Consider the following 16,950-nt stretch of genomic DNA (forward strand, 5'->3'; position numbering starts at 1 on the left):
GGGGTCGAGGGCCGGTCCGGCGCCGGAATCAGCTGCAGTCGCAGCAGTCGCAGCAGTTGCAGTCGCAGTGCCGGGTGCACCAGCAGCGGTCGCCGCAGCCTTCGCGGCGGCGTCTGCTCCAGCGCGGCTGCCACAGCCCGCAGGTGCAGGTGGTGAGGACGCAGGCTCCGCCGGTCACCATCGCTCCGCCGCAGCCGGCCGGCCTCGTCGCCGCAGGCTCGCCGGTCTGCCCGGCCGGCTGTGCGGTGCGACCGTGCGGGACGAGCGGCAGCCCGTGCCCGCTGTCCGGGCCGTGGTGTGAAGCGTCGCCCCGGCCATCCGACGCCAGGGATTGTCTGCCTGCGCCTGGCCCACCCGCCAGCGCGAAGGTCCGCTCGATGGCATCGCCGACCTCGCGGTCGAGCAGTGCCCGGACCAGCCTCCGGTCCCGCAGTTCCAGGTCGGCCAGAGCCAGCCGCAGGCCGTGGTGCGCGTCCGCGCAGAGCCGGCGCGCCTGCGCCAGGTCCGTGCCGCTGGCCAGCAGCGGGTTGAAGGCGCCCCGTGCCGCGTCGTCGGCGTGGTCGGTGACCGCGTCGAGCAGGTGGGCGATCCGGCCGAAGTACCTGCCGACCTCGGCCAGCCCGGCGGCGTTGCCGGGCCGGCCCGCCAGCGTCGCGGTGTGTGCGAAGGCGGCTGCCACGGCGGTCTCGGTCGGCTCGGTGGCGACCAGTACCGAACCGCCGGGGACGACCGCCGACTCCAGCGCCGACTGCCGGGCGACCGCGTCCCACAGCACGCCGGTGTCGAAGCCGACTCCGGCGCCGGTCCGGGCGCCGGCCGCGGCCCACCCGTCGGCCAGCCGGCCGGCGACCCCGGCGAGGGCGGGCATCCGCAGTGCGCCGTCCCGGTCGGTGACGTGGTCCCGGGTCTTGCCGGCGGCGAGGACCAGCGAGACCGCGGCGGCCAGCCGGGCGCCGGGATCGCTCGGGGCGAGCACCGGGGCGGACCGGAAGCCGCGCAGGGCGCACGGCCCCGCCGGACGGTACTCGGCGGGGCGCTGCGCCTCCAGGAGTACGGAGATGAGCAGCCCGTCGTAGTTGGTGGCCAGCCGGGCCCGGTGCCCGTGCTCGTCCCGCAGGGTCAGGCAGAGCCCGCAGAGGTGGCCCAGCCAGGCGGCGTGCAGTTTCCCGCACATCCGGTGCCGGCACGGCCGCACGATCCCGAACAAGGCGCCTCCTCGATCGATCCGACTGCTGCGGCAGCGTAGCGACCCGGTGCACCCGCAGCTGTTCAGGACCGGGCGGGTGGCTGTCCCGGCCGGCCGGCCCTCAAGCGCGGCAGGCCGAGACTCTCGACCGCGGCCTCGACCAGCTCCTCCGGAGTCGCGGCGATGTCGAGGACGTGCACCCGCTCGTCCGGTCCCGGCCGCTCCAGGGTGGCGATCTGCGAGTCGAGCAGGCTGGCCGGCATGTAGTGCCCGGCCCGCCGGGAGAGCCGTTCCCGGATCACCTCGGCCGACCCGTCCAGGAAGACGAAGTCGACGCTCGGCGGCCCCTGCCGGAGTACGTCCCGGTAGGAGCGTCGCAGCGCCGAGCAGGCCAGTACGGTGGAGACCTCCTCGGCGGCGCGTTCGGTCATCCAGCCGGCGAGTTCGCGCAGCCAGGGCCAGCGGTGGCCGTCGCCGAGCGGCACCCCGGCCCGCATCAGTGCCACGTTGGACTCCGGATGGAACTCGTCCGCCTCGGCGAAGGTCAGCCCGCTCGCCGCGCCGATCCCCTTGGCCACGGTGGTCTTGCCCGACCCGGAGACACCCATCACCACCACGTGCCGGGTGGACGGCTCCGGTCCGCCGGTGCCGCCCGCCGGGCCGGTGCCGCCGTCGGCCCGCGACCGGTCGGTGCCGGCGGTGCCGCCCGCCGGACCGGTGCCCGCGTCACCAGTCATGGACGGTGCCGTCCTTGAGCCGGTTGAACGGCAGGTAGGCCGGCTGGTACGGGAACCGCGCCGCCGCCTCCTCGTCCAGCTCGACCCCGAGGCCCGGCTGCTCGCCCGGGTGCAGGTAGCCGTCGGTGAAGGTGAACGACTGCCGGAACACCTCGTCGGTGAGCGGGCCGTGCTTCATGTACTCCTGGATGCCGAAGTTGTGGATCGCCAGGTCCAGGTGGAGCGCGGCGGCCATCCCGACCGGCGAGATGTCGGTCGGCCCGTGTATCCCGGACTTGATCTGGTATTGCGCGGCGAAGTCCAGCAGCTTGCGCATCGCGGTGATCCCGCCGGTGTGCGTGACTGCGGACCGGACGTAGTCGATGAGCTGTTCGCGGATCAGCGTCTGGTAGTCCCAGACGGTGTTGAAGACCTCGCCGATCGCCAGCGGGGTGGTGGTGTGCTGCCGGACCAGCCGCAGCGCCTCCTGGTTCTCGGCCGGGGTGCAGTCCTCCAGCCAGAACAGGTCGTACGGCTCCAGCGCCTTGCCGAGCTTGGCGGCCTGGATCGGGGTCATCCGGTGGTGCCCGTCGTGCAGCAGCGGCAGCTCGGGGCCGAACTCGTTGCGGACCGCCTCGAAGACCGTGGGGAGGTGTCGCAGGTAGGCCCGGGTGTCCCAGTCCTCCTCGACCGGCAGCGCGGTGCGCTGCGCCGGCTCGTAGTCGTAGCGCTTGCCGTCGACGCTGGTCTGGGCGGCGACGCCGTAGACCGCCTCGATGCCGGGAACCGAGGTCTGCACCCGGATCGACCGGAAGCCGAGTTCCAGGTGGTGCCGGATCGAGTCGAACAGCTCCGGGACGTCCCGCCCGGAGGCGTGCCCGTAGGCCATGATGCCGGTCCGGGAGGCACCGCCGAGGAGCTGGTAGAGCGGCATCCCGGCGGCCTTCGCCTTGATGTCCCACAGTGCCACGTCGACGGCGGCGATCGCGGCCATCGTCACCGGCCCGCGCCGCCAGTACGCCGACCGGTAGAGGAACTGCCAGGTGTCCTCGATCCGGTGCGGGTCCCGCCCGATCAGCAGCGGTACGACGTGGTCGGCCAGGTAGGAGGCGACGGAGAGTTCCCGCCCGTTCAGGGTGCCGTCGCCGAGCCCGGTGATCCCCTCGTCTGTGGTGATCTTGAGTGTGACGAAGTTGCGGTCCGGGCTGGTGACGTTCACGTCCGCGGCGACGATCTTCACGACTTGCCTTTCTGCGCTGGGATGGAAGGCCGGAGCGGCGGGCCGGCGGGTCGGCTCACCACTCCGCGAAGGAGCCGTCGGAGTGCCGCCAGACGGGCCCGCGCCAGCTGTGCCCGCGCTGGTCCGCCCGGCGTACCGCATTCTCGTCGATCTGGATGCCGAGGCCGGGGCCGGTCAGCCGGGGGATGTGCCCGTCGGCGAACCCGAACGGCGTGCGGTCCAGCACGTAGTCGAGCACCTCGGCGTCGGCGTTGTAGTGGATCCCGATGCTCTGCTCCTGGATCAGGTAGTTCGGCGTCGCGAAGCCGACCTGGAGGCAGGCGGCCAGCGCGAGCGGTCCGAGCGGGCAGTGTGGCGCGAGCTGTACGTCGTACACCTCGGCCAGTGCCGCGATTTTACGGACCTCGGTGATCCCGCCGGCGTGCGACAGGTCAGGTTGGGCCACCGCGATGCCGGCCTGGAGCGCGGGCAGGAACTCCTGCCGGCTGTAGAGCCGCTCGCCGGTGGAGACCGGGGTGGTCGTCGACCGGACGAACTCGCCGAGCAGGTGCGAGTTCTCCGGTACGACCGGCTCCTCCAGGAAGAACGGCCGGAACGGCTCCAGCAGCGGGGCGACCCGGCGGGCGTTGGCCAGGGTGAACCGGCCGTGGAAGTCCACCGCGACGTCCCGGTGCTCGCCGAGCACCTCCCGGGCGGCGGCGACCCGCCGGACCACCCCGTCGAGTTCGGCGACCGAGGCGACCGGGCTCATCCGGCCGGAGGCGTTCATCTTGACCGCGGTGAGTCCGGCCGCCACCTGTGCGGCGATGTGCTCGGCGACCTCGCCGGGCTCGTCGCCGCCGACCCAGCCGTACACCCGGATCCGGTCCCGGACCGGGCCGCCGAGCAACTGGTGCACCGAGGCGTCGAAGTGCTTGCCGGCGATGTCCCAGAGCGCCTGGTCGAGCCCGGCGACGGCGCTGGCCAGGATCGGCCCGCCCCGGTAGAAGGACCCCTTGGTCATCACCTGCCAGTGGTCCTCGATCCGCAGCGCGTCCTGGCCGACCAGCACCTCGCTGAGCTGATGCACGGCGGTGCGTACCGTCTCGGACCGGCCCTCGCAGGTCGCCTCGCCCCAGCCGACGATCCCGTCGGACGTCTCGATCCGGACGAAGAGCCACCGGGGCGGCACGAGAAAGGTCTCGACCCGTTCGATCTTGGTCACGCTGCCTGCCTCACCGTCTCTGCCACGTTGCCGCCGCCCTCAGCCCTTGGTCGCCCCGGCGGTGAGGCCGGAGACGACGTACTTCTGCACGAAGAGCGCGATCAGCATGATCGGCAGGGTGACCACCGTGGACGCGGCCATCAGGCCACCCCAGTCGATGCTGGCGTAGCCGACGAAGTCGAAGATCGCCACCGGCAGGGTCTTGGTGTCGGCGCCGGAGAGCACCAGGGCGAACATGAAGTTGTTCCAGGAGAAGATGAAGGAGAGGATGCCGGCGGTGGCGATGCCGGGCGCGGAGAGCGGCAGGGTGATCCGCCGGAACGCCCCGATCGGGGTGAGCCCGTCGACCTGGCCGGACTCCTCCAACTCCTCCGGCAGCCCGTCGAAGAAGCCCATCAGGATGTAGACCACGAGCGGCAGCGAGACGAACATGTGGCTCAGGATCAGCACCGTGAAGCCGCCGACCAGCCGCATGTTGGAGAAGACGTAGTACCACGGCACCAGCAGCGAGACGCCGGGGATCACCCGAGCCATCAGCACCACCAGGGCGGACTTCTTCATGCTGAACCGGCTCATCGAGTACGCGGCCGGCACGCCGAGGATCAGCGACAGCACGGTGGCGGCGAACGCCACCCACAGGCTGTTTCCGATGAACTTCAGGTAGTTCGCCTGGTCGAGGACCTTGGTGTAGTTCTCCAGCACCGGCGTGAAGGCGAACGCCTTGCCGGAGTCGTAGATGTCCACGTTGGTCTTGAACGAGGCGGCGACCATCCAGAGCAGCGGGGCGACCAGCGCGACCACCACTACGGCCAGGGCCACCGCCCGGAAGAGCTGGTACGGGGTGCGGCGTTTGCGTCGGGCCATCAGAGTGCGCCCTTCTTCCGGCGGGACGTCAGCGCCCACATCGAACCGATGATGATCAGGAAGAAGATGATCAGCACGGTCGACGAGATGCCGTAGTCGTTGTAGTCGAAGCTCAGCCCGTACGCGTACACGTTCAGCGTCTCGACCTCGTGGAACGAGCCGCCGCCGCGCCCCTTGGTGGCGTACAGGATGTCGAAGGTCTTCAGCGCGTCGATGCCGCGCAGCAGGATCGCCACGATCACCGTCGGCATCAGCAGCGGCAGGGTGACGTGCCGGAACCGCTGCCAGGCGTTCGCCCCGTCCACCCGGGCCGCCTCGTCCGGCTCGTTGGACAGCGCGGTCAGCCCGGCCAGCAGGATCAGCACCACCATCGGGGTCCACTGCCAGATGTCGATGAAGATGGTGGTAGGCAGCGCGCTGTGCTGGCCGGCCAGCCAGGGCAGCGGGCCGATCCCGACCCAGCCGAGGATCTGGTTGGCCATCCCGATGTTCGGGTCGAAGATGAGCCGCCACATCATGCCGACCGCGACCGGGGTGGCGACGAGCGGCAGCAGGATCGCCACCCGGACCCACCGCTCGCCGCGGAACGGCCGCCAGAGCAGCAGCGCGACCGCCATGCCGAGGACCATCTCGAAGAAGAGCGCGGCCCCGGTGAAGGCGACGGTACGCAGCACCGCCGGCCAGAACCGGTCGGTGTCGGTGAGCACCTCGAGGTAGTTCGCGAAGCCGATGAACTCGGACTCCGCCCGGACCGATCCCTCGGCGTCGGTGAGGCTGAGGTAGATCGTCCAGGCCAGCGGAAAGATGATCAGCGCACCGACGAAGGTCATGGCCGGTGCCGCGAAGAGCCACTTGCGGTGGTCGTTCGCCCAGCGGGTCCAGCCGGTCAGTTCGCCGGACGCCTGGGGGGATGCCAGGGATGCCATGGGGTGGACTCCGGTTTCGGCGGAGGGAGAGACGCGGGGTGACGGATCGTCCCGTCACCCCGCGCGATGGCCTACTTCTCGTCGTCGAGGAGCTTCTGGAACGCCTCGTTCGCGGTGTCGGCCGAGCCGGCCACGTCCTTGCCGGTGATCGCGTCCACGATCGGCTGGCCGACGATCTCCCGGGACTCGGCGACCTTCACCACCAGCGGCCGGTCGTGCCCGACGCCGTTCTCGGTGCTGACCTTGATGGCGTCCGCGAGGTCCTTCGGGTAGGTGGCGGTCCCCTCCGGGTTGGCCCAGACCGAGGCGCGGGCGCTCGGTACGCCGCCCTTCTGCTGCGCCAGCGTCTGCTCCTTGCCGGCCGCCCACTGGATGAACTTCCAGGCGTTGGACTGGTTCTCCGAGCTCTCGTTGACGCCGAGCGCCCAGGACGGGACGTTGTACGGCTTGGAGCCGCCCGGACCGGCCGGGAACGGCGCGAACCCGACGGTGTCGGAGACCTTGGACTTGGCCGGGTCGGTGGCGTTCTTGTAGAGCGAGTTCGCCTCGGTGTAGAAGGCCGCCTTGCCCTGGGTGAAGATCGCCATCGCCTCGGACCAGCTCATGTCGGTGCTGATGTTCTCCGGGCCGTGCTCACGGAGCAGCCCGCCGTAGTACGCGTACGCCTGCTTGGCCGCCTCGGTGTTGACGCTGGCCTTGCCGCCCTCGTCAACGAAGTCGCCGCCGAAGCTGTAGAGGAAGCTGGAGAACTGGGTGACCGCGGCGGCCTTGCCGGTCCGGGCCACGAAGCCGGCGGTGCCGGGGTTGTCGGCCGCCACCTTGGCGGCCATGGTCTTCAGCTCGTCCAGGGTCTTCGGCGGTGCGGTGAAGCCGGACTTCTCCAGCAGGTCCTTGCGGTAGTAGAGGACCTCCTGCTCGGTGATGATCGGGACGCCGACCAGCTTCTCCTCGTAGGTGGTGGCCTGCACCGGCGAGGCCTGGAAGTCGGCGAACTCGAACGCCGAGTCCTCCTTGGCCTTCTCGGTCAGGTCGGCGAGGTAGCCGTTCTTGGCGAAGAGCTTCCCCTCCTGCAACGGCCGGTACATCATCACGTCGATGTCGCGGGAGCCGGCGTTCAGCTTGACGTTGTACTGGTCGGAGAGCTGGTCCTCGCCGAGCTGGGTGACCTCGACCTTCAGCCCGGACTGCCGCTCGAACTCCGGCAGGGCCTGCTTGATGTTCTCCGTCCAGACGTGGTTTACCAGCGTCACGCGCAGCGTGTCCGACCCGCCGCCGTCGTCGCCACCTCCACAGGCGGACAGGCCGAGGGCAGCAACCACGGCCAGAGATGTTCCGATTACCGAGCGACGTAACACGTCCATCTCCCCTTCCGTCGCGGCCACCCGCCGTTGGGCGCCGCCCGCGGACTCCTACGTCCGCCTAATGCCGGATGCTAGGCCGATAAAGCTGACTTATGCAAGACTAGGCTACTCACTGATAGGCTTTATTTATGGCCATGCCGTCACCAGAGGTCGCGTCTGTCCGGCTCGACCCCGGAGATTCCGGGCTGCACGCCCGGCTGCTCGACGAATTGGGCACGGCCGTCTGCGCCGGTCAGCTCGCCCCCGGCGCGGTGCTCTACATCGACGACCTGGTCGAGCGGTACGCCGTCTCCCGGTCGGTGGTCCGGGAGGTGCTGCGGGTGCTCGCCTCGATGGGGCTGGTCGAGTCACGCCGCCGGGTCGGCACCCTGATCCGCACCGCCGCCGACTGGAACGTCTTCGACCCCCAGGTGATCCGCTGGCGGCTCGCCTCGGCCGGCCGGATCGCCCAGCTCCGCTCGATCACCGAGCTGCGCACGGCCGTCGAGCCGCAGGCCGCCGCGCTCGCCGCCGAGCGGGCCACCCCGCAGGAGGCGAGCGAGCTGGTCGGGCTCGCCGCGAAGATGTGGGCCGCCGGAAAGGCCGGGGACGAGGCCGAGTTCCTCCGGCTCGACATCGAGTTCCACCGGCAGGTGCTCGTCGACTCCGGCAACGAGATGTTCGTCAAGCTGCACGAACTGGTCGCCGAGGTGCTGGCCGGCCGCCACCACTACCACCTGATGCCGCACTTCCCGCACGAGGAGGCGCTGCAACTGCACGCCGACGTCGCCCAGGCGATCCAGCGGCACGACGGCGAGCGGGCCAAGACCGCGATGGTGCGGCTCATGGAGCAGGCCATCAAGGAAATGAGCACCATCTGGGCCCAGAGCGGCCCCGGACCAGCCTCCTGAGCTGTCGAACGACCCGGGTCGGCGGTATCTTCTCTAAGATCATCAATGCCGCATTTCCGGGAACAGAGGGGACCACCATGGCCGTACCGTCCCGCCCGCCATACCGGGCCGACCACGTCGGCAGCCTGCTGCGCCCCGCGCGGCTGCTGACCGCCCGGTCGGACCGGGCCGCCGGAAAGATCTCCGCCGAAGAGCTGCGCGCCGTCGAGGACGACGCGATCCGCGAGGTGGTACGCCTACAGGAGAGCATCGGGCTGCGTACCGCCACCGACGGCGAGTTCCGGCGTACCTCCTGGCACATGGACTTCATCTACCAGCTCGGCGGCATCGACCCGGCCGACGAGAAGTTGACCGTGCAGTTCTTCAACGAGTCCGGGAAGCTGGAGTTCCAGTCCGCGGCGCTGCGGGTGCACGACCGGGTGAAGCTGACCGACACCATCTTCGGCGACGCCTTCTCGTTCCTCGCCCAGCAGGTCAGCACCGCCACCCCGAAGCTGACCATCCCGTCGCCGAGCATGGTGCACTACCGGGGCGGCCGGGCCGCCGTGGACACCGCCGTCTATCCCGACCTGGACCAGTTCTGGGTCGACCTGAGCGCCGCCTACGCCGAGCAGGTACGCCGGCTCGCCGAGCTGGGCTGCACATACCTCCAGTTCGACGACACCAGCCTGGCATACCTGAACGACCCCCGGCAGCGGGACCTGGTGGCCGCCCAGGGCGGCGACCCGGAGCACCAGCACGAGCGCTACATCCGGCAGATCAACGCCGCCCTTGCCGACCGGCCGGCGGGCCTGTCGGTGACCACGCACATGTGCCGGGGCAACTTCCGGTCCTCCTGGGCCGCCGAGGGCGGCTACGACTTCGTCGCCGAGGCGCTCTTCGGCCAGCTCGACGTCGACGGCTTCTTCCTGGAGTACGACGACGAGCGCTCCGGCGACTTCGCACCGCTGCGCTTCGTCCCGCCCGGCAAGAAGGTGGTGCTCGGCCTGGTCACCACGAAGCGCGGTGAACTGGAGAGCAAGGACACGCTCAAGCGCCGGATCGACGAGGCGGCCCGGTACGTGCCGCTGGAACAGCTCTGCCTCTCGCCGCAGTGCGGCTTCTCCTCGACCGTGGAGGGGAACGCGCTGACCCAGGAGGAGCAGGTGGCGAAGCTGCGGCTGATCGTGGAGACCGCCGAGGAGGTCTGGGGCGACGGCTGAGCCGACCCGCCGCCCGCTCGGTCCCGCGTTCCGGCCGGGGCGCCGCCGGTTCGGGCCGCCGCTCAGGCCGAGCGGGCGAAGCCGCCCCTCGGGGCGATGATCTCCAGGTTGGTGCCGTCCGGGTCGATGAAGTACGCGACCTCGGTGCCGGCCGCCTCCGGCGGCGACACCTCGGCGGTGTCGAACGTGTACGGCGGGCCGAGGAACGCCACCCCGGCCGCCAGCATCCGCTGGTATACCGCCGGCAGGTCGGCCACCTCGAAACAGAGGTGCATCGCACCGGGGCGGTTCGCGGCCACCTCGGCCGGTGCGCCGGCCGGATCCTCGAACTGGATCAGGTCGATGCCGAGGTTGCGCAGCCGGAAGGTGGCGTAGCGCAGCCGCGTCCGGAGCAGCCCCTGGGAACGGGCGAACCCGGTGCCGTGCATGCCCTCGTCCCGGACCACCGGGTCGAGCCCGGTGAGCGCCCGGTAGAACGCGACCGAGCGGTCCAGGTCGGCCACGGAGATCCCGACGTGCGCGGCGGTGTCGAGGCCGATCGACACCGCCGACGGGTCGGGTACGGCGTCTGTCATCCTGCCCCCTCCCGACGAACCGGCGCCGGCTGGCCTCCCGACGAACCGGCGCCTGTCCCGTCCCAGTCCCTGTCCCGACGAACCGGCGCCGGTCAGCTCTTCCCGCCCTCCGCGGCGGCAAACCGTTCCGCCGGCTCTCCGCCCTGCCGGTCCCGGCGGAGCAGCCGAGCCAGCGAGACGGCGGAGATGACCGCCCAGCTCGCCTCCAGGAGCAGGAAGCCCCACGACTGGTGCAGCAGGGCGATCACCGCCAGCACGGTCGAGCCGACGATGTTCAGCAGCAGGTAGCGGACGGAGTGCGGGGAGAGCCGGCGGGTCTGGGCGGCGGCGAAGGCCGACAGGATCAGCAGCGAACCGACGATCTCGATGATGTCTACGGCAGTCATGGGTTTCTGCGCGCCGTCTTTGCGGGGCCGGGTACGGCACGCTCTCGTCCGGGGCGGTCGCCTGATGACGCCGCCTGACGACCGAGGATAGCCCGGCCGCGTCCCGGTGGCCGCCGGGTGGTTCTATGCACGCCAGCGAGGGCGCGCGAAAGGGGCAACCGGGGATGCGGGAACACGGACAGGACGCGGTGGCGGACGGTACCCGGACCAGGTGGGTGGCACCGGTCCGCCGGGCGCTCGCCCGGATGCTCAACCCGGACGGCCTTTCCGCCGGGTACGCCCCGGCGCCGCAGGGCCGGCAGACCGACCGGATCGTGGACTGCGCGGCCTACCTCGACGGCCGCCGGCTGCCAGGCCCGGCCGACCACGACGCGGCGCTGGTGGCGACCCGGCGCGGCCGGGGGTTCGTCTGGCTGGGACTGCACGATCCGCAGGAGGCGGACTTCGCGCCGGTCGCCCGGACGTTCGGCCTCGACGACCTGGTGGCCGGGCACGCGCTCAACCGGGAGCACCGGCCGGCGGTGGAGCGGTACGACAAGGTGACGGTGATAGTGCTGCGCACGTCGCGGTACGTCGAGCACTCCGAACTGACCGAGACCTCCGAGGTGGTGGAGACCGGCTCGGTGACCGCCTTCGTCGGCCCCCGCTTCGTGATCACCGTCCGGCACGGCGCACCCGGGGCACTCCGGCCGGTACGGGCCGACCTGGAGGCCCGGCCCACCCTGCTGGCCCTCGGCCCCTGGGCGGTCGCCTACGCGGTCTGCGAGCGGATCGTCGGCTCGTACGTCGAGGTGGCCGGCGCCGTGGAGGCCGACATCGACGCGGTGGAGGAGCAGGTGTTCGCCCCGCGGACCGCGCGGGACCGGATCGCGCACATCTACCAGCTCAAACGGGAGCTGATGGAGTTCAGGCGGGCGGTGGCGCCGTTGCAGCGGCCGTTCGGCGCGCTGCTCGACGACCGGGAGTTGCCCCGTCCCGTGACCCGGTACTTCCGGGACCTGCACGGTGTGCTCTCCCGGACGGTGGAGCGGGTCACCGGCTACGACGATCTGCTCAACTCGATCCTCCAGGCGCGGTTGGCCCAGGTGTCGGTGGACCAGAACAACGACATGCGCAAGATCGCGGCGTGGGCGGCGATCTTCGCCGTGCAGACCTTCATCGCCGGCATCTACGGGATGAACTTCGAGTTCATCCCCGGGTCGAAGGCGGCGCAGGGCTTCTGGGTGGTGCTGGTGGTGATGCTGGTCCTGGCGGCGGCGATGCACCGGGGCTTCCGGCGCAACAACTGGCTCTGACCCGACAGGCGGCTCGCCCCGGCGCCCGGTGGCCCGGGTACGTTCGGCCGTCCGGTCAGAGCCAGTCGCGGCGTTTGAAGATCACGTAGAGCGTGCTGCAGACCACGAGCATCAGGAAGAGCGCGAACGGGTAGCCGAAGACCCAGTGCAGCTCCGGGATGTAGTCGAAGTTCATCCCGTACACCGTGCCGATCAGCGTCGGCGCGAAGAGGATCGCGGCCCAGGCGGAAATCTTCTTGATCTCCTCGTTCTGCGTGTAGCTGGCCACGGTGAGGTTCTTGACCTCTTCGTTCTGCGACTGGGACACCAGTGTGGCGTTCAGCGCGAGGATGTCGGCCAGGATCTGCCGGAACTCGTTCACCCGCTCGGCGGCGGTGGTGGCGTGGTCGGCCACGTCGCCCAGGTAGCGCCGCAGCTCCTCGTCGGTGCCGTACTTCTCGAAGCCGCCCTCCAGCCCCTGGAGGATGTCCAGCAGCGGCCGGGTGGCCCGCTGGAACTCGATCACCTCACGGGAGAGCTCGTAGATCCGCCGGCTCACCCGGGGGTCGCCGCGGAAGACCTCGGTCTCGATCTCGTCGATGTCGTTCTGCAACCCGCCGACCACCGGCGCGTACCCGTCGACCACGCTGTCCAGGATCGCGTAGAGCACCGCCTCCGGGCCGCGTCGCAGCAGGTCGGGATCGTTCTCCATCCGCCGGCGTACAGCGGTCAGGTCCGGAGCCTGCCCGTGGCGTACGGTGAGCACGAAGTTGGCCCCGACGAAGACGTGTACCTCGCCGAAGTCCACCTCCTCCACCTCGTCGAGGTAGCGGGCGGCCCGGAGCACCACGAAGAGGGTGTCGCCGTACCGTTCGAGCTTGGGCCGCTGGTGCGCGACGATCGCGTCCTCGACGGCCAGCTCGTGCAGCCCGAACTCCTCGGCCACGGTGAGCAGTTGCCCCTCCGTCGGCCGGTACAGGCCGATCCAGGCCATCGTCCCGGGATATTCCCGCAGCCGTCGACAGGTCTCCGCGAGGTTCGGCGGTCCGTCGACCCGCTGGCCGTCCCGGTAGATCGCCGAGGTGACCACGCTTTCCTCGGCCGGTGGCGGCGCGCTGCCCTCCTCGGCCGCCCGCCGATCCATCGACAGCTCCGGGGGCGACTGCGGATAGCGGTCCTGCGAGCGGCGCAGGGCCCGCTTCGCGGGACGGAGGGCGCGCGAACGCCAGTCGGACATGGGCAGGCCTCCACAGCGAAGACGGCGAGCGACACGTGCGGGGACCCCACGGAGAGTGGATCACATTCCGGGTCGGCGACCCGGCCGGGCCGCCGTCCCATCCCACGCCCGTCCCATCCCACGCCCGTCCCTGGCCGAGGACGACAAACCGCCGGCCAACAGCACGGAAACGTTGACCATCCCCACGGTAGGCGCAGCCGCGCCCCTTCGCACCCCGAGTCGCGGACAACGCCACCCGGGCCCGGAGCAGCGGCCGTCGGAGGGCAGCCGCCCGCGTCGGCCGCCCGCGTCGGAGGTCAGCCGCCCGCGACGGAGGGGATGACCTGGACCTCGGCGCCGTCCGGCACCGCCGTGTCGAGGCCGCCGGTCTGCCGGCAGTCCTCGCCGTCGACGTAGACGTTCACGTACCGGCGCAACTCGCCCTGCTCGTCCCGGATCCGCCGGACCAGCCGGGGCCATCCGGCGGCCACCTCGTCGAGAACGGCCCGGAGGCTGCCGGACGTCGCGATGTCGAGCCGGCCGGCCCCGGACGTCTCGCCGCGCAGCGCGGCCGGCACGATCACGGTGACCATCCGGCTCAGACCTCCGCCGCCCGGACGCAGAGCACGTCGGGCAGGTGGGCGGCGACCAGCGCCCACGAGTCACCCTCGTCGCGGCTGGCGTAGACCTCGCCGGAGCGGGTGCCGAAGTAGACCCCGGCCTGGTCGGCGTCGTCGACGCACATCGCGTCGCGCAGCACCGCCGGGTAGTAGGGCCCGGTTGGCAGCCCTTCGGTCAGCGGCTGCCAACTGTCACCGGCGTCGGTGGAGCGGAACACCCGGCAGCGTCGGTCGACGGGAAAGCGTTCCCCGTCCGCGACCAGCGGGAAGGTGTAGATGGTGTCGCCACGGTGCGGATGCGCGACCATCGGGAAGCCGAAGTCGCTGGGCAGGCCCTCGGCGATCGACTGCCAGCTCACACCGCCGTCGGTGGACCGGTAGACCCCGTGGTGGTTCTGCGCGTAGAGCCGCTCCGGGTCGGCCGCGTCCCGGGCCACCTTGTGCACGCACTGCCCGAACTCGGGCCACTCGTCGGGCAGGAAGTAGGCGCGAATGCCGGTGTTCTGTGGGCGCCAGCTCGCCCCCGCGTCACCGGTGCGGTAGACGCCACCCGTCGACATGGCGACCAGGACCTGCGCCGGGTCGGCCGGGTGCGGCAGCACCGTGTGGATCGCCTGCCCGCCGAACCCGCCCGCCCACTGCTCGCGGTGCGGATGGTCCCAGAGCGGGCGGACCAGCTCGTAGGTGATCCCGCCGTCGACCGAGCGGAACAGCGCCGACGGCTGGGTGCCGGCGTAGACCAGGTCCGGCTCGCCGACCGGGCCGGGGGTGAGCTGCCAGACCCGCTCCAGGCTGGCTCCGGCGCCGTCCGGGAACGCGACGGGCGGCTCGGCCGGCTCCTGCCAACTGGCGCCGAGGTCGTCACTCGTCGCCACGCTCGGCCCGAAGTGTGAACTGGTCACCCCGGCGAGCAACCGGGGAGTGGCCCGGCGCTTGTCCACGGCGACCGAGTAGACCCCGGTCATCGCGAAGTGCGGTCCGCTGACCTCCCAACTCTTGCGTCCGTCCCCGCTGGTGGCCAGGAAGAGGCCCTTGCCGGTGCCGATCGCCAACAAGGTTGTCATGGTCGTTTCCTCCGTTCGGACCTGCGTCGTCGATGTCCGGCGGCAGTATGCCCAGGGGCACCGACAGAAAGTGGCCGGCACGGCGTGTCCCGGAAAACGGCGGGCGTGTCGCCGCGTCGACAGCGCGGCATCGGTCGATCTGCGGGCGGTCCGACTGTCCTAGACTCGGCGGATGGCGACCTCCCGCACCGAGACGCCGACGGGGAGCACCCGGACCGCTCCGGCCGCACTCTGGGGCGTCTACGGCGTGGTGGCGGTGGTCTCCTCGGTGCTGGTGCTGCGCCGTCCCGAGTGGGAGCGCCTGTCGGACCTGCACATCTACTACGGGGCCATCCGCCACCTGCACACCGGCGGGGCGCTCTACGAGTTCGTCGCCGAGAACGGCGGTCCGTTCACCTATCCGCCCTTCGCCGCCCTGGTCCTCTCGCCGATCGGCCTGCTGCCCGAGGGGGCACTCCAGCTCGGCTGGCTCGTGCTCACCTGCGCGGCGGTCGCCGCGATCGGCATCGCCGCTGGCCGAGCCCTCGCACCGGACCGGCAGCGCCGGCCGCTCGTGGTGGCGGCGACCGCGGTCGCCCTGCTGCTCTCCGCACCGGCACAGAGCAACCTGCGGTTCGGCCAGGTGAGCGTCTTCGTCGTACTGCTCGCCCTGGTCGACGGGATGCGGCTCACCCCGGCCCGGTACCGGGGCGTACTGGTCGGGATCGCCGCCGCGATCAAGCTCACCCCGCTGCTCTTCGTGCTCTACTTCCTGCTCGCCCGCCGCTTCCGGGACGCCGGTCGGGCCCTCGCGGCCTTCCTGCTCTGCGGGCTGGTCGGCGCGGCCGTGCTGCCGGCGGAGAGCGTGATCTTCTGGACCGGGACGTTCCTGAACACCAACCGGGTCGGCAACCTCGCCTCGCTCGGCAACCAGTCCCTGCACGGCATGCTGCTGCGGATCGGCGTCGACGGCGCGACGTTCCCACTGCTCTGGCTCAGCCTGGTGCTGGTCATCGGCGGGATCGCGCTGCTGCGGGCCCGCCGGCTGGAGTTCGCCGGCCAGCCGGCGCACGCGGCCGTACTCGTCGGCTGCGCCACGGTCGCCGTCTCGCCGGTCTCCTGGACGCACCACCAGATCTGGCCGGTGCTGGCCGCGATGCTGCTGATCGGGGCGTACGGGGTCGCCCGGCGGGTGGCCGGAGCCGTGCTGCTGGTCGTGATGGTGCTGTCGCTGGGCGCGTTGCTCAGCGCGGTCTCGATGACGCCGGGACTCCAGTTCCTCTTCGAGAACTCCCGCTTGCTGGCCGTCGTCACGCTCTGCCTGGTCGGGTTCGGCGGGGTCGCGGTGGCGGCGGTCGCCGCCGGTCGGCGTACCGGGACGGCCCGGGGCTGGCTGCGGGTGGCGACGGCCGCCGTGGCCGGAGTGGCCTTCTTCGCCGTACAGCCGCTGCCGGCGGGGGCGGATCCGACCTTCAAGGCGTACGCGATGTCCGACGTGCACAACCCGCGCTACTTCTTCGTCTGCCGCAGCGCGGCCGGGTGCGCCGCGTTCGGCGCCGGTGCGCCGGTCACCTTCGGGGTCACCGCCGAGAAGACGAAGGTACGCGTCAACGGCGTCGTCGACCCGGCCGTGGTGGCGAGACTCGAATACCAGTCCGCACCCGGGGGTGCCGCCCGGACGATCCCGCTGCTGGAGGTCTATCCGGGGCAGCGGCTCTTCTCGTTCCGCTCCGCGAACCTGTCGCACGGCCGGCTCACCGCCTACCGGGCGGACGGCACGCCGGTCGCCGTGTACACCGAGGAACTCACCGCCGGATGACGACGGCGGATGACGACGGTGGGTTACGACGGCGGGTGACGACGACGCCACGGCGGATGGCCCACCCGAGCTGCCGGGCGGAAAGGCTGACCCGAGCTGCCGGGCGGTGGTCGAGGCCCGGTCACCCGACAGTGTTAACGTGGCGCCCGGATCACGGCGGCGGCACGCTGACCGGCCGGGTCAGCGTCTCGACCGGCGTCGGCCGGCCGGACGGTGCCGGCGTCGCCGACCTCCGGCGACCTGCGGGTCGGCGGGGCGGTCCCTCCAGTGGCGAGCGGGCGTCACCAGGCTTCACGGGAAAGGGCCTTTGGATTGTCGGTTTTCACGCGCCGTCGGACCGCCACCGAGGCACCCGCCGGACCCACTGACGCACCCGCGGCAACAGCTGACGCACCGGCCGGAACCACCGACACGACTCCGGCAGCAGC

The 16,950-nt window shown here is 71.3% G+C and carries 16 protein-coding genes and 1 riboswitch; of the genes, 4 read left to right on the forward strand and 12 right to left on the reverse strand.

Going from position 1 to position 16,950, the window contains the following annotated elements:
- Positions 1–28: 28 nt before the first annotated feature.
- From O7626_RS09585 to O7626_RS09615, 7 genes are all read right to left on the reverse strand, one after another.
- Positions 29–1,207: a DUF5685 family protein gene (locus O7626_RS09585; RefSeq protein ID WP_278060806.1), complete on the reverse strand. Its 1,179-nt coding sequence runs from the start codon at positions 1,205–1,207 to the stop codon at positions 29–31.
- 62 nt (positions 1,208–1,269) lie between these two features.
- Positions 1,270–1,923, reverse strand: a complete 654-nt coding sequence (locus O7626_RS09590) for a gluconokinase (RefSeq protein WP_278060807.1) — start codon at positions 1,921–1,923, stop codon at positions 1,270–1,272.
- A complete protein-coding gene (gene manD / locus O7626_RS09595) occupies positions 1,913–3,142 on the reverse strand; it encodes a D-mannonate dehydratase ManD (protein WP_278060808.1) in 1,230 nt (409 codons plus the stop codon). Before manD ends, O7626_RS09590 begins: the two co-directional genes overlap by 11 nt.
- Before the next feature lie 55 nt (positions 3,143–3,197).
- Entirely contained in the window at positions 3,198–4,346 is a 1,149-nt protein-coding gene (gene dgoD / locus O7626_RS09600; RefSeq protein WP_278060809.1) for a galactonate dehydratase, read from the reverse strand.
- A gap of 39 nt (positions 4,347–4,385) precedes the next feature.
- Complete coding sequence (locus O7626_RS09605) at positions 4,386–5,210, reverse strand: carbohydrate ABC transporter permease (protein WP_278060810.1); 825 nt, start codon at positions 5,208–5,210, stop codon at positions 4,386–4,388.
- Positions 5,210–6,136 (reverse strand): sugar ABC transporter permease, encoded by a 927-nt coding sequence (locus O7626_RS09610; protein WP_278060811.1) that lies wholly within the window; start codon positions 6,134–6,136, stop codon positions 5,210–5,212. Before O7626_RS09610 ends, O7626_RS09605 begins: the two co-directional genes overlap by 1 nt.
- Positions 6,137–6,207: 71 nt before the next feature.
- Positions 6,208–7,386 carry a sugar ABC transporter substrate-binding protein gene (locus O7626_RS09615; protein WP_278060812.1) on the reverse strand — a complete coding sequence of 393 codons (1,179 nt, stop codon included), beginning with the start codon at positions 7,384–7,386 and terminating at the stop codon, positions 6,208–6,210.
- 245 nt (positions 7,387–7,631) lie between these two features.
- On the opposite strand from O7626_RS09615, the gene O7626_RS09620 reads away from it, so the two are divergent.
- Both O7626_RS09620 and O7626_RS09625 read left to right on the forward strand, forming a co-directional pair.
- The gene (locus O7626_RS09620) at positions 7,632–8,387 is read left to right on the forward strand and encodes an FCD domain-containing protein (protein ID WP_278060813.1); all 756 of its coding nucleotides are present in this window, start codon (positions 7,632–7,634) and stop codon (positions 8,385–8,387) included.
- Between the two features lie 77 nt (positions 8,388–8,464).
- Positions 8,465–9,589, forward strand: coding sequence for a 5-methyltetrahydropteroyltriglutamate--homocysteine S-methyltransferase (locus tag O7626_RS09625; protein ID WP_278060814.1), 1,125 nt, complete (start codon positions 8,465–8,467; stop codon positions 9,587–9,589).
- Positions 9,590–9,651: 62 nt separating this feature from the next.
- Here O7626_RS09625 and O7626_RS09630 read toward each other — a convergent pair whose 3' ends face one another.
- On the reverse strand, positions 9,652–10,164 hold the full coding sequence (locus O7626_RS09630) for a VOC family protein (RefSeq protein ID WP_278060815.1): 513 nt from the start codon (positions 10,162–10,164) through the stop codon (positions 9,652–9,654).
- A 92-nt stretch (positions 10,165–10,256) separates the two neighbouring features.
- On the reverse strand, positions 10,257–10,550 hold the full coding sequence (locus O7626_RS09635) for a hypothetical protein (protein ID WP_278060816.1): 294 nt from the start codon (positions 10,548–10,550) through the stop codon (positions 10,257–10,259).
- 7 nt (positions 10,551–10,557) lie between these two features.
- Positions 10,558–10,624: riboswitch (guanidine-III (ykkC-III) riboswitch) on the reverse strand.
- A 90-nt stretch (positions 10,625–10,714) separates the two neighbouring features.
- On the opposite strand from O7626_RS09635, the gene O7626_RS09640 reads away from it, so the two are divergent.
- Positions 10,715–11,845, forward strand: a complete 1,131-nt coding sequence (locus O7626_RS09640; protein WP_278060817.1) for a magnesium and cobalt transport protein CorA — start codon at positions 10,715–10,717, stop codon at positions 11,843–11,845.
- A gap of 55 nt (positions 11,846–11,900) precedes the next feature.
- Here the strand turns inward: O7626_RS09640 and O7626_RS09645 are convergent, their stop codons facing one another.
- The 3 genes from O7626_RS09645 to O7626_RS09655 form a co-directional block, all read right to left on the reverse strand.
- Positions 11,901–13,061 carry a magnesium and cobalt transport protein CorA gene (locus tag O7626_RS09645; protein WP_278060818.1) on the reverse strand — a complete coding sequence of 387 codons (1,161 nt, stop codon included), beginning with the start codon at positions 13,059–13,061 and terminating at the stop codon, positions 11,901–11,903.
- Between the two features lie 296 nt (positions 13,062–13,357).
- Positions 13,358–13,633 carry a MoaD/ThiS family protein gene (locus tag O7626_RS09650; protein WP_278060819.1) on the reverse strand — a complete coding sequence of 92 codons (276 nt, stop codon included), beginning with the start codon at positions 13,631–13,633 and terminating at the stop codon, positions 13,358–13,360.
- A 5-nt stretch (positions 13,634–13,638) separates the two neighbouring features.
- The gene (locus O7626_RS09655; protein ID WP_278060820.1) at positions 13,639–14,724 is read right to left on the reverse strand and encodes an exo-alpha-sialidase; all 1,086 of its coding nucleotides are present in this window, start codon (positions 14,722–14,724) and stop codon (positions 13,639–13,641) included.
- A gap of 172 nt (positions 14,725–14,896) precedes the next feature.
- Here O7626_RS09655 and O7626_RS09660 point away from each other — a divergent pair, with 172 nt between their 5' ends.
- Positions 14,897–16,522, forward strand: coding sequence for a glycosyltransferase 87 family protein (locus tag O7626_RS09660; RefSeq protein WP_278060821.1), 1,626 nt, complete (start codon positions 14,897–14,899; stop codon positions 16,520–16,522).
- Positions 16,523–16,950: the final 428 nt, after the last annotated feature.

This window comes from Micromonospora sp. WMMD1102, from assembly GCF_029626265.1.
In the GTDB taxonomy this organism is placed as follows: domain Bacteria; phylum Actinomycetota; class Actinomycetes; order Mycobacteriales; family Micromonosporaceae; genus Plantactinospora.